Raw genomic sequence first — 12877 nt, 5'->3', positions numbered from 1 at the left:
AAAAACTGCTGACTGTAACATATGCAGTCAGCAGTTTTCACTGGTCAGGGTTTAATGCTGAGGTGGAATAGGAAAGCCTTTTAGTGAAATAACGAAGTTATCACCGTCTTTCTTTATTTTTGCACCCGTATCACACCAGTCAGACGCAATACGAAAGAACTCATCGCTTCCAACATTCCAGCCAAGACGTACATGCTTCACGTAGCCTGAACGCAACATATCGCAGGCCTCGTTGTAGTCACTGGCGGTTGACAGTTGTTGTTTCATTTTCTCTTCTTCAGAAGTTTACGTAGAGCCTTGATTTCTTTAGGAGTAAAAGGAGAAACACTCTCTTCTTCCGTATGCTGATTATCAATATCCTCTTCCGATACTCCCGCCTCTTCTACTGCTTCGAACGCCAGCAGCAGCAGTTTCTCTGTCGTCACGCTTAAATTCTCGTTATTGACTTCCGCATAGTGGCGAAGTCTTTCTTTTAGCGCGTCATCAATCTTAACGTTTAATACCGCTGTAGCCATGTTTGTCACTTCCCTTCGGAATAAGTACTTTATTTAATACACGAACTTAACAATGTTATCCAGATATATATTTTTTTGAGTTATGGAAGAAAATAACCGTCCGATTATAAAATGACAGTCTATTATTACAGGTTTATGACAATAATATTTCATTGCAATGAAATATATATTACACAATATAGACGTAGTTTTATTGTGGAGAAATGATGTAAGGGAGAGGTGAAGCAGAAGAATCTTATGAGGCCATAAATGGGTGGGGGCCCTGCCAGCTACATCCCGGCACACACGTCGTCTGCCCTGGCTGCTTCCTTCCGGACCTGACCTGGTGAACAGAGTAGCGTTGCGGGAGAACCAACAGAGCCCCCATTGAGAGCGTTGATAACCAACGCGCTGGCGCATTATCCCTGTGCTAAGACCCAATTGCAAGCGACCAGAAACCGGATGCTGGTTTCTTGCGCAAACAGGCGCAGCAATCATGAAGATCTTCGTTTACCATAGCTTTCCAGACACTCCCTACAGGTAAAGGTATGGACGAACACGACTCCTTTCCACAGCGCGTATGGCAAATCGTGGCCTCAATCCCGGAAGGCTACGTCACCACCTATGGTGATGTCGCGCGTCTGGCCGGTTCCCCGCGCGCGGCGCGACAGGTTGGCGGCGTCCTGAAACGGCTGCCGGAAGGCAGTACGCTGCCCTGGCATCGGGTGGTGAATCGTCATGGCGCCATTTCGCTCACCGGGCCGGATCTTCAGCGTCAGCGTCAGGCGTTACTTTCAGAAGGGGTGCAGGTGTCAGGGTCGGGTCAGATCGATTTGCAGAAGTTTCGCTGGGTGTATTGACCCCTCTCCCGGAGGAGAGGGGAAATGCAGAAATTACATCTGAGTCGGTGGGGTTGGCAGGGACGGCTGATTGGTCTGCGGTGCGACCGGCACTTCGGTCTGCTGTACCGGCACCAGGTTCAGGTCGATTTTTGTCCCACCGTTGTTGATCGCTTCCTGGACCGTATCGGTGATAAACACCAGCTTGCCGTTGATGGTTACCGCTGCGCTCAGCAGGATACGGGCGTTAGGCTGCACGTCCGACGGGTTATACGGCAACACGAAGCTAAACGGCGCCTGCTTGCCTTCAGTACGAACGGCACGCTGGGCCACCACTTTCGACGGTGCGTCGGCCAGAGAAGCATCAGACAGCGTTACGGTTAATACCGCATCCGGCGGCAGCGCAACTTTCTGTTTAATCCAGATGGTACCGGAAACATTAGGCTGCTGAATGGATTGCTGTGAAAGGGTATTAATCCCGTTCGGGTCGGCTGCTGGTACCGGCACCTGGGCACTCTTACCGGCACAGGCGGACAACGCCACCGCAATAGCTACACCACTTAGCATGGGCACGAGTTTCATTGAAGTCTCCTTATCAATGCACCAGCGGGATCGATCCCATCCGATGTCGTTTCAATCACATAACGTATCCAAGTGTGGCACAGATCACCGATTTATGCCTGAAAACGTGCCGATATTCAGATTATTCTACCCATCGGACCACTTTCATTTCTGCGTTATACTCTGCCTATCTTTCGCTACGGCGTTTATTGAGGACAACTATGAGTCAGGCACTGAACAATCTGCTGACATTACTGAATCTGGAAAAAATTGAGGAAGGACTCTTTCGCGGACAGAGCGAAGATCTCGGCTTACGCCAGGTCTTCGGGGGGCAAGTCGTTGGACAGGCACTGTACGCAGCAAAGGAGACTGTCCCGGCAGACCGTCTGGTGCATTCATTCCACAGCTACTTCTTACGCCCTGGCGATAGCGCAAAACCGATTGTGTATGACGTTGAAGTCCTGCGAGACGGCAACAGCTTCAGCGCACGCCGCGTAGCGGCCATTCAGAGCGGCAAGCCGATCTTTTACATGACCGCCTCTTTCCAGGCGCCGGAACCCGGCTACGAACATCAAAAGGTGATGCCCCCGGCTCCGTCACCCGACTCTTTAAAGTCAGAGACGGATATCGCCCGCGCGCTGGCGCATCTGCTTCCGCCGCAGGTCAAAGAGAAGTTTCTCTGCGATAAGCCGCTGGAGATCCGCCCGGTTGAGTTCCACAACCCGATGAAAGGCCATACCGCCGAGCCGAAGCGCCAGGTCTGGATCCGGGCTAACGGGACCGTGCCGGAAGATTTCCGCGTGCATCAGTATCTGCTGGGCTATGCGTCAGATTTCAACTTCCTGCCGGTGGCGCTGCAGCCGCACGGCGTTGGTTTCCTGGAAAAAGGGATGCAGGTTGCGACGATCGATCACTCCATGTGGTTCCACCGTCCGTTCAACATGAATGAGTGGCTGCTTTACAGCGTGGAGAGTACGTCAGCGTCGAGCGCGCGTGGGTTTGTGCGTGGGGAGTTTTATACTCAGGACGGCGTGCTGGTCGCGTCTACGGTGCAGGAAGGGGTAATGCGTAATCGCGGGTGATTGTGTACAGCCTGATGTCCTCACCCTGACCCTCTCCCATGGGGAGAGGGAATAAACATTAAAAACGGCAACCGAAGTTGCCGTTTTGCTGTTTATCAGGCGTTATACGCATTCTCGCCGTGGCTGTTGACGTCCAGACCTTCGCGTTCCTGCTCTTCCGGTACGCGCAGACCCACCGTCATATCCGCCAGCTTATAGCCAATGAAAGCGACAACGGCAGACCAGACAACGGTGATTGCAATACTTTCCAGCTGCACCAGCACCTGATGAACCATGGTCACGCCTTCTGCGTAGCCCACGCCACCGAGCGATTTCGCGGCGAAGATACCGGTCATGATACAACCCACGATACCGCACACGCCGTGAACACCAAACACATCGCATGGGTCGTCAACGCGCAGCACACGTTTCAGTGCGGTCACGCCCCACAGACCCGCCAGACCGGACACCAGGCCGACCAGCAGCGCGCCACCCACGCCGACATAACCACACGCTGGCGTAATGCCAACCAGACCGGCAATGGCACCCGAACAGGCACCCAGCAGAGACGGTTTACCGCGTACCGCCCACTCGCCAAACACCCAGGAGAGGATTGCACCGGCCGTGGCCACAACGGTGTTCACGAAGGCCAGCGCGGCGATTTCGTTTGCTGCACTTGCCGAGCCGGCGTTGAAGCCAAACCAGCCAAAGTAGAGGATAGCCGTACCGGTAAACACCATCGGCAGGTTGTGCGGTTTGAACGCTTCTTTACCGAAGCCCACGCGTTTGCCAATCAGGTAGGCGCCCACCAGGCCCGCGACCGCGGCGTTGATGTGTACAACGGTACCGCCCGCGAAGTCCAGCGCGCCGTGCGTTGCCAGCAGACCGCCACCCCAGACCATGTGCGCAATCGGCACATAGGATAGCGTCATCCAGACCACCACGAAGATCAGCACGGCAGAGAAACGAATACGCTCGGCGAGCGCGCCCACAATCAGCCCGACGGTAATACAGGCGAAGGAGCCCTGGAACGCAACGTGGATGTACTGATAGAAGCTGCCCATCAGCGCGGTCAGCTCAATATTTTTCAGCATCACCCAGTCGAAGTTACCAAAGAACGCGTTGCCCGTGCCGAACGCCAGCGAGTAACCGTAAACCACCCACAGCACGCAGACCAGTGCGAACGTCACGGCAACCTGCGTCAGCATGGAGAGAACGTTTTTGCCACGGATCAGGCCGCCGTAGAACAGCGCAATGCCCGGAATTGACATGAACAGCACCAGCGCGGTGCTGATCATCATAAAGGCGTTATCGGCTTTGTCGACCACCGCTGGGGTAGCAGCCAGCGCCAGGCCCGGCAGCAGCGCCAGCGAACCCAGACCCGTTTTGAGTGTTGCTATCTTCATTTTCTCGATCCCTATCACTGTGTGCCAGGAGTTACTTACAGAGCCGCTTCGTCAGATTCGCCGGTACGGATGCGAATGACGCGCTGCAGTTCGGCAACGAAAATTTTGCCGTCGCCAATTTTTCCGGTATAGGCCGCTTTGCTAATGACATCAATGACTTCATCAAGCTGATCGTCAGCAATCGCGACATCAATTTTTACTTTTGGCAGAAAGTTAACGCTGTATTCCGCCCCGCGATAAAGCTCGGCATGCCCCTTCTGACGACCAAAGCCTTTCACTTCGGTGACAGTCAGTCCCTGAATACCCATTGAAGACAACGCTTCACGCACGTCTTCGAGTTTGAATGGTTTGATTACAACCGTAACCAGCTTCATAGATCCCCTCCAGTCAGAATTCGGTAATGGCCGCAGCTAACGCAGAAGGTATTGCAAGGGGTGTGCCAGAAATGAAAACCAGGGGGAAAAGCGGCATAACGAGCGTTGCACGGTTCTGGTTAACGAACCGGTGAAAAAAAACGCACCATGCCGGTGCAGGGTGCGTTTCCGTTTTGCACCAACAGGAATGACTGTTAGCGCGTCGCCTCATTTTGGTGCATCAGGCGCTAAGCGACTCTTCATCGCGCACGCTGGCCGCCAGCTCTTCGCCCGCCAGCTGCAGCTGGTACATCTGCCAGTAGCGCCCTTTTGCTTCCAGCAGTTCACGGTGGGTACCGCGTTCAACGGCCTGTCCGCGATGCAGCACCAGAATGGTATCGGCATCGACGATGGTGGAAAGACGGTGGGCAATCACCACCAGCGTCGTATGGTCGCGTACGGCGGCCAGCGCCTGCTGGATGGCCTGCTCGGTGCCGGAGTCAATACTGGCAGTGGCTTCATCCAGAATCAGGATCTGCGGGGTTTCAATCAGCACCCGCGCCAGCGCCAGAAGTTGCTTTTGCCCGACGGAGAGATTGTTCCCTTGCTCGCCCAGTTTGGTATTGATCCCATCGCTAAACCCGCGCGCCAGCTCTGCCAGCTGCACTTTTTCCAGCACGTCCCAGACCTGCTCCTGGGAGTAGTCTCGGCCAAGGGTCACGTTCGCGTAGAAAGTATCGGCCAGCACGACCGGATCCTGCTGCACCATCGCGACGCCTTTACGCAACACGGTGTGGCTGAGAGACGCGAGCGGGCGCCCGTCGAGGCGGATTTCGCCGTGCGTGACCGGGTAATAGCCCATCAACAGGCTGGCGAGCGTGCTCTTACCGCTGCCGGTATGCCCCACCAGCGCCACGAAACCGCGCGACGGAACGTCAAGCGTGATGTCCTGCAGCACCAGCCGGTCTTCGCGATAGGCAAACGAGACGTTATCAAAGGCGATAGTCCCGCTTTGCAGAGGACGCTCGTCATTGCCGTAGGCCTGGCGCGGCCTGTCCATCAGCTCAAACACGCGCTCACCGGCGACCACCGCCTGCTGCAGCATCGATTGCTGGGTGGTGAGCTCTATCAGCGGCTCGTTGAGGCGTCCCAGATAGCTAATAAAAGCGTACAGCACGCCCACCTCAATAGTACCGTTTGAGCTCAGGCCAAAGAGCATCAGCAACCCACACAGCACCAGCGCTGAGAACAGGCTCAACAGCGGTCGCAGCAGGAAACCGTCCAGGCGCAGCGTCTGCATACGCGCCATATAGTGTGAACGGCTGGCTTCGCCCATGCGCTCGCCAAAGCGCGCCTGCTGGCGGAACTGCTGGATGACGCTCATGCCGTTAATCACTTCGTTGAAGCCATCATTGATGTCGGCCAGATAGGCGCGAACCCGACGCACAATCGGCGTGCTGTAACGCTGATAAATCACCATGACAATCAGCACCGCCGGGAAGATGGTGATCGCCACCAGCGCCATGCGCCAGTCGAGGCTGAACATCGCCACCAGCATCGCGCCAATCAGCGCCGCGCTGCGTAATACCGTCGCGACCACGGTGACGTACAGATCGCGGATCACCTCGGTATCGTTGGTCACGCGCGAGATCACCTGCCCGACCGGCTGGATATCAAACTCGCTGAGCGGCTGGCGAAGCGCCGCGTCCATCACATCCGTACGCAGTTGCTGAACAACGCCCACGGCAGCACGGTTAAACAGCAGCGACTGAGCATAGTGCAGCCCTGCCGCCGCCAGCTGAAGGCCAACGTAGGCCACGCCTAACCCCGCCACCAGCCCCAGGGGCAGATAGCTTTTGGCGACCATATTGTCGATGAAGTAGCTAATGAGCAAAGGACCGCTCACTTCAGCAATCGCCGCAATCCAGAGTAAAAGCACGGCAACGGAGAGCGGTTTACGCCACGGCGAGCCGTAGGCCAGCAGACGTTTGAGCGTCGGCCACATCGTTCCGAGCTTACGCATTGGCGGCCTCCTCATCTTCTTCCGGCGCATCGTCCAGCGCCGCCTCAAGCTGTTGATAGCGGTACATATCGCGATACCAGCCCGGCTGCTCGGCAAGCGTTTCATGCTGCCCGCGCTGGGCAATGTGCCCGTGCTGCAAGACCAGAATTTCGCTGGCTTCGGTTAGCGCAGACAAACGGTGGGCGCTGATAATGACCGTGCGTCCGTCGCCCCACTGGCGCAGGTTATGCAGAATTTGATGCTCGGTACGGCCGTCCACGGCGGAAAGTGCATCATCCAGAATCAGGATTTCAGCATTCAGCAGCAGCGCGCGGGCAATGGAGATACGCTGTTTTTGCCCGCCGGACAGCATGACGCCGCGTTCCCCGACTTCCGTCTCGTACCCCTGCGGCAGACGCAAAATATCATCATGAACGCTGGCCAGACGCGCCACGTGTTCAATCTCTTCCTGCGTCGCCCCAGGGCGGCCAAGGGCGATGTTGTTCGCCACGGTGTCCGAAAATAAAAACGGCGTCTGGCTGACGACCGCCAGGCGACCGCGCCACTCGTCCAGCAGCAGTCTGGTCAGGGGAATATCGTGGAAGCGGATATCGCCCTCGGTGACGTCAAAGTGGCGCTGAAGCAGAGAGAGCACGGTACTTTTGCCGGATCCCGTCGGGCCGCAGATGCCCAACATTTGCCCTGGCTGTAGGGTAAAGCTGACGTTCTCCAGCACCGGATGCTCCGTATGCGGATAGACAAACTTGCGGACGTCGACTGTCATGACGCCGCGCCCTTCCGGTAGGGCTTCGCTACCGTCGATGACCACCGGCGCTTCGGCCAGCATGGCGCGAATGCGGCTGTAGGCGGCGCTGCCGCGCTCCACGATGTTAAACATCCAGGCCAGCGCCAGCATCGGCCAGATCATGAGACCCAGATACATCGCAAAGCTGGTCAATTGCCCCAGGGTAAGCGTGCCCTGCACCACCATCCAGCTTCCGCCGCCAATGGCCAGCATATTTGCCATGCCGATTGCGATATAAATCGTCGGGTCAAAACGGGCGTCGATACGCGCGACGCGCATGTTTTTCGCCCCCGTGTCTGCCGCATCGGCGGCAAACAGCGCCGACTGCCGGTCTTCCAGGCCAAACGCTTTGATCATGCGGATGCTGGTCATGCTCTCCTGGGTGCGATCGTTCAGAGATGAAAACGCCGCCTGCGCCAGCTTGAAGCGCTCGTGCAGCTGTTCGCCATAGCGATTGATCGCCAGCGCCATGATCGGCATCGGCAGCAGGGCGAGAAGGGTCAGCTGCCAGCTGATCTGCGTGGACATCACGATCAGCACCGCGCAGCCCATCACCAGCGAGTCCACCAGCGTCAGCACCCCTTCCCCGGCGGCAAAGACCACGCGATCGACGTCGTTCGTCGCGCGGGCGATGAGATCCCCGGTGCGATGACGCAGATAAAATTCGGGATGCTGTCGGCTCAGCTGGCGGTAAAAATCTTCACGCAGCTCAACGGCCAGCTGATAGGACGCACCAAACAGCAGCACGCGCCAGACGTAGCGCAGCAGATAAACAATGACCGCCGTCAGCACCAGCGTGCCGACCCACATCAACACCCGTGCGGTGGTGTAATGCTGTTCGGTGACGCCATCCACGACGTATCCCACCACTTTCGGCGGGATCAGCTGCAGGATGGCAATAATAATAAGCAGGGCGACTGCACCGAGGTAGCGTTGCCACTCCCGACGAAAGTACCAGCTTAATTGGGCAAATAATCGCACGCGGTTTGTTCCTGAAGGTATTTTACGAAGTTATTCAATGGGTAATGCTGTGGTGTATTTAATCTGTTCCATGGCGAAGCTTGAGGTGACGTCCGACAAACCCGGTACGCTGTTCACCAGCCGCTTGTAGAAATCATCATAGCGCTTCATGTCGGCCACCTGGACGCGCATCAGGTAATCATACTCTCCGGCCATACGCCAGAAACCGAGCACCTCGGGCATCTCAGACACCTGAGTAACGAAGCGGCAATACCACTCGCTGCTGTGATGCTGGGTTTTTATCAGCACAAATGCCGTCAACCCAAGCCCCAGCTTTTCGGGATCTAACAACGCGACGCGCCCCAGAAGAATGCCGTCATCTTCCAGCTTCTTAAGGCGCTTCCAGCACGGAGTGGTGGTCAGATTAACGGCATCTGCCAGCGCCTGCAAAGAGAGGGTACAGTCATTTTGCAGCAATGAAAGGAGCTTGCGGTCAATTTTATCTAGCATACCCACCTCACAGAGAAAATTTTTCTCTCTTCATTCTATTTTAAAGGCCAGATAGCAACAATTTTTTCTGTGCTTTTCGCTATCCTAGGCACAAAATGACAAACGGATAACGATGATGAATAGCACCTGGGTTAAACATGCGATCAGCGAAATCAATGCCGACTATCAGCGCTCGGCGGATACGCACCTGATTCGCCTTTCCCTGCCGGGATTTGACGGCATTCAGCTCTATCTGAAAGATGAAAGCACTCATCCCACCGGCAGCCTGAAGCATCGCCTGGCGCGCTCGCTGTTTTTATACGGTTTATGTAACGGCTGGATTAAAGAAGGCACCACTATTATTGAATCTTCGTCCGGTTCAACGGCGGTGTCCGAAGCCTATTTCGCCCGCCTGCTGGGCCTGCCGTTTATCGCGGTGATGCCGTCCTGCACCGCAAAACGCAAAATCGAACAGATCGAATTTTACGGCGGACGCTGCCACTTTGTGGAAAGCGCCTGCGAAATCTACGCCGCCTCCGAAATGCTGGCCCGCGAGCTGAACGGCCACTATATGGACCAGTTCACCTTCGCCGAGCGCGCGACGGACTGGCGCGGGAATAACAACATTGCCGACAGTATCTTCCGCCAGATGACCCACGAACCGCATCCGGTTCCGTCCTACATTGTCATGAGCGCCGGTACCGGCGGCACGTCAGCCACGATCGGACGCTACATCCGCTGTCAGGGCTACGATACCCAGCTGATGGTGGTTGACCCGCAGAACTCCGTGTTCCTCGACTACTGGCAAAACCGCGATGCTGGCCTGCGCAGCCCGGTAGGCAGCAAAATTGAAGGCATTGGCCGTCCGCGCGTCGAGCCCTCTTTCATCCCCGACGTCGTGGATGAGATGATGCGCGTGCCGGATGCCGCGAGCGTGGCAACGGCGCACTGGCTGGAAACGCAGCTGGGCCGCAAAGTGGGCGCATCGACGGGCACCAATATGTGGGGCGCACTGCAGCTTGCCGCACGTATGCGCGAAGAGGGCCGCACCGGTTCCATCGTCACGCTGTTGTGCGACAGCGGCGAGCGTTATCTCGAGACCTACTACAACGCAGAGTGGGTGCAGGCCAACATCGGCGATATCGCCCCGTGGAAAGCGCAGATTGCAGACCTGGTGAAATAAAAAAAGCCAGACCGAAGTCTGGCTTGCTGGGAGGGTCTCACTATTCGGGGGAATACGGGAGATTGTTGTTGTCCAGCCAATGCGTCAAAAAATGGGACACTGCTTCATTGCGGCAGTGGCCAATAACCGGCAGATGGGGAAGTTCTGCTTTCAGCTGCGCCATCGCATTCCCCATGATCAGACCGCGACCTACGCTACCGAGCATTTCGCGGTCGTTCATCGCGTCACCAAACGCCATACACTCCTGCAGCGTTAAGCCAAGGTGGTCGCTCAGCACCGCCAGAGCGGAGCCTTTGTTACAGCCCACCGGCAGCACTTCCAGACAATCCACCGCCGAGAAGGTCAGGTGCGCCCGATCGCCCAGCGCCTCATTCAGCTGAATCCGTAAGCGGCACAGATCGTCATGATCGCCGCAGAAACAGATCTTGGTTACCGCATGGGCGGGGATCCGACGCAGATCGATGAGCTGGTATTTAAAGCCGCTGTAAACATGCGCGTGCAATAATTCCGGGATTTCGCTTCCGGTAAACCAGCCGCGATCGTTAAAGACGTGGACGCTGGCCTGCGTGTCCCAGGTGCTGTGCAGCACGATATCCGCGACTTCCGGGTTGAGATCCTGCCGGTGCAGCACATCCCCTTCTACGGAGTGAATTCGCGTCCCGTTGCCGGTGATCAGAAAAGCGTCGAGGGAAAACGCGCCCAGCAAATGGCGCATCTCCAGCACATGACGCCCGGTGGCAAACGTCAGGGTGACATCACGCTCGCGCAGGCGCTTCAGCGTGTTCAGGGTTTTTTCCCCTAAACGGTGATCCGGCATTAACAGCGTACCGTCCATATCAAATGCAGCGAGCCGAGCCATGATTACTCCCGAAATGTGATGCGGTTAACTTGTGCAACAGTATCGTGTGAGATATACGGAAGTAATAGTGAATAGATGAAAATTATTGTTCCGGGTTTTTTATGCGCCAGCTCAATCGACTCAACCAGTATCACCGCCTCTGGCAGCCTTCTCAGGGTGCAACGCAACAGGTCACCATCAGCGAGCTGGCCGCCCGCTGTTTTTGTAGCGAGCGGCATGTCCGAACCCTGCTGCGCCAGGCCCAGGAGGCGGGCTGGCTCAGCTGGCGAGCGCAGTCTGGCCGCGGTAAGCGCGGTGAGCTAACGTTCCATGTCGCCCCGGAGTCACTGCGCAATGCAATGATGGAGGAGGCGCTGAAAAGCGGGCAGCAGCATAACGCGCTGGAACTGGCCCAGCTTGCCCCTGAAGCGCTGCGGTCATTACTTCATCCTTTTTTGGGCGGGCAGTGGCAAAACGACACGCCGACGCTGCGCATCCCCTACTATCGCTCTCTGGAGCCGCTTCAGCCGGGTTTTTTACCGGGCCGGGCAGAGCAGCATCTGGCGGGACAGGTGTTTTCAGGCCTGACGCGTTTTAACGGTAACAGCAGTGAACCCGCGGGCGATATGGCGCATCACTGGGATGTCTCTGCTGACGGCCTGCGTTGGCATTTCTACATTCGCTCCACCCTGCACTGGCATAACGGCGATAAAATAGAAACGGCACAACTCCAGCGAAGTCTGACAGCGCTGTTGACGCTTCCTGCCCTGCGCACTCTGTTTCAGAGCGTCTTATGTATTGAAACAACGCATCCTCAGTGTCTGACGTTTACGCTGCATCAACCGGACTACTGGCTGCCGCACAGGCTGGCAACCTACTGTAGCCGTCTGGCGCATCCCGACCATCCTGCGGTTGGCAGTGGCCCCTTTCGGCTGGCCGCTTTTGAGCCCGACCTGGTTCGTCTGGAAAGCCATGAGCAGTATCACCTGAGCCATCCGCTGCTCAAAGCCATCGAATACTGGATCACTCCCCAGCTTTTTGATTACAGCCTGGGCACCAGCTGTCGTCACCCGGTGCAAATCGCGATCGGCGAGGCCGACGAGCTGGAAAGTCTGCGGCTGGTAAGCAGCAGCACCAGCCTGGGGTTCTGCTACCTCACGCTAAAACAGAGCGCCCGCCTGAGTGAGATTCAGGCAAAGCGGCTTATCAATATCATTCATCTCTCCAGGCTTCTTCACACACTTCCGCTAAACGAAGGGCTTATCACGCCCACTCAGGAACTGCTTCCCGGGTGGACCATCCCCGATTGGCCTGATTTATCGGACGTAACCCTCCCTGAAGCGTTGACGCTGGTTTACCATCTCCCTGTTGAGCTTCACACCATGGCCAGCCAGTTGAAGGCATACCTGGCGCTGCAGGGGTGTGAACTGACCGTCATCTTTCACGACGCCAAGACGTGGGACGGATGCCTGGAGCTTGCCGATGCAGACATTATGATGGGGGACAGGCTGATTGGCGAAGCGCCGGAATATACGCTTGAACAGTGGCTGCGCTGCGATGCCCTCTGGCCGCACGTTCTTAGCGCTCCGGCTTACGCTCATCTGCAAGCCACGCTGGATGCGGTACAGACACAGGCCGAGGCTCGGGATAGACACGCGGGGCTGCAAGCCATCTTCAACCGGCTAATGGAGAGTGCGGTGCTGACGCCACTCTTTAATTATCAATACCAAATCAGTGCTCCGCCTGGCGTGAATGGTATACGCCTCAACACCCGCGGCTGGTTTGACTTTACCGAAGCCTGGCTGCCCGCTCCCAAATCGTGAAGAAGCTGGTCGCCGTCGTGGTCAGACGGTAACATAACGTTTTTACCGTAACAGTCGAGATGA

At 56.6% G+C, this 12877-nt stretch carries 13 protein-coding genes and 1 other RNA gene; 4 read left to right on the top strand and 10 right to left on the bottom strand.

What is annotated here, in order from left to right:
• Positions 1-51: 51 nt before the first annotated feature.
• From WM95_RS05630 to ffs, 3 genes are all read right to left on the bottom strand, one after another.
• Complete coding sequence (locus tag WM95_RS05630) at positions 52-267, bottom strand: hypothetical protein (RefSeq protein ID WP_045356427.1); 216 nt, start codon at positions 265-267, stop codon at positions 52-54.
• On the bottom strand, positions 264-515 hold the full coding sequence (locus WM95_RS05625; RefSeq protein WP_023310587.1) for a hypothetical protein: 252 nt from the start codon (positions 513-515) through the stop codon (positions 264-266). The genes WM95_RS05630 and WM95_RS05625 overlap by 4 nt, the downstream gene beginning before the upstream one ends.
• Positions 516-775: 260 nt before the next feature.
• Positions 776-872: signal recognition particle sRNA small type (gene ffs / locus WM95_RS05620), an RNA gene on the bottom strand.
• Between the two features lie 170 nt (positions 873-1042).
• Here ffs and WM95_RS05615 point away from each other — a divergent pair.
• Entirely contained in the window at positions 1043-1354 is a 312-nt protein-coding gene (locus tag WM95_RS05615) for an MGMT family protein (protein WP_029741631.1), read from the top strand.
• Positions 1355-1387: 33 nt separating this feature from the next.
• Here WM95_RS05615 and WM95_RS05610 read toward each other — a convergent pair whose 3' ends face one another.
• Positions 1388-1915: a YbaY family lipoprotein gene (locus WM95_RS05610; protein WP_008503301.1), complete on the bottom strand. Its 528-nt coding sequence runs from the start codon at positions 1913-1915 to the stop codon at positions 1388-1390.
• A 200-nt stretch (positions 1916-2115) separates the two neighbouring features.
• Between WM95_RS05610 and tesB the strand changes: the two genes are divergently transcribed.
• Entirely contained in the window at positions 2116-2976 is an 861-nt protein-coding gene (tesB, locus tag WM95_RS05605) for an acyl-CoA thioesterase II (RefSeq protein WP_023310585.1), read from the top strand.
• Positions 2977-3071: 95 nt separating this feature from the next.
• Here the strand turns inward: tesB and amtB are convergent, their stop codons facing one another.
• The 5 genes from amtB to WM95_RS05580 form a co-directional block, all read right to left on the bottom strand.
• A complete protein-coding gene (gene amtB, locus WM95_RS05600) occupies positions 3072-4361 on the bottom strand; it encodes an ammonium transporter AmtB (protein ID WP_023310584.1) in 1290 nt (429 codons plus the stop codon).
• A gap of 35 nt (positions 4362-4396) precedes the next feature.
• Positions 4397-4735, bottom strand: a complete 339-nt coding sequence (glnK, locus tag WM95_RS05595) for a P-II family nitrogen regulator (protein WP_008503304.1) — start codon at positions 4733-4735, stop codon at positions 4397-4399.
• Positions 4736-4955: 220 nt separating this feature from the next.
• Positions 4956-6737, bottom strand: coding sequence for a SmdB family multidrug efflux ABC transporter permease/ATP-binding protein (locus tag WM95_RS05590; protein ID WP_039263947.1), 1782 nt, complete (start codon positions 6735-6737; stop codon positions 4956-4958).
• Positions 6730-8502 carry a SmdA family multidrug ABC transporter permease/ATP-binding protein gene (locus WM95_RS05585; protein WP_063409823.1) on the bottom strand — a complete coding sequence of 591 codons (1773 nt, stop codon included), beginning with the start codon at positions 8500-8502 and terminating at the stop codon, positions 6730-6732. Before WM95_RS05585 ends, WM95_RS05590 begins: the two co-directional genes overlap by 8 nt.
• Positions 8503-8532: 30 nt before the next feature.
• Positions 8533-8991 (bottom strand): Lrp/AsnC family transcriptional regulator, encoded by a 459-nt coding sequence (locus tag WM95_RS05580; RefSeq protein WP_023310581.1) that lies wholly within the window; start codon positions 8989-8991, stop codon positions 8533-8535.
• Positions 8992-9103: 112 nt separating this feature from the next.
• Here WM95_RS05580 and WM95_RS05575 point away from each other — a divergent pair, with 112 nt between their 5' ends.
• On the top strand, positions 9104-10153 hold the full coding sequence (locus WM95_RS05575; protein WP_023310580.1) for a PLP-dependent cysteine synthase family protein: 1050 nt from the start codon (positions 9104-9106) through the stop codon (positions 10151-10153).
• Between the two features lie 40 nt (positions 10154-10193).
• On the opposite strand, the gene cof is transcribed toward WM95_RS05575, so the two are convergent.
• A complete protein-coding gene (gene cof, locus WM95_RS05570; RefSeq protein ID WP_045400687.1) occupies positions 10194-11012 on the bottom strand; it encodes an HMP-PP phosphatase in 819 nt (272 codons plus the stop codon).
• A 101-nt stretch (positions 11013-11113) separates the two neighbouring features.
• Here cof and WM95_RS05565 point away from each other — a divergent pair, with 101 nt between their 5' ends.
• Positions 11114-12814, top strand: a complete 1701-nt coding sequence (locus tag WM95_RS05565; protein WP_063408736.1) for an SgrR family transcriptional regulator — start codon at positions 11114-11116, stop codon at positions 12812-12814.
• Positions 12815-12877 lie beyond the last annotated feature (63 nt).

The sequence above is a fragment of the Enterobacter cloacae complex sp. ECNIH7 genome (genome assembly GCF_002208095.1).
Lineage (GTDB): Bacteria > Pseudomonadota > Gammaproteobacteria > Enterobacterales > Enterobacteriaceae > Enterobacter > Enterobacter cloacae_M.
This window is presented reverse-complemented; position numbering and strand designations above follow the sequence as displayed.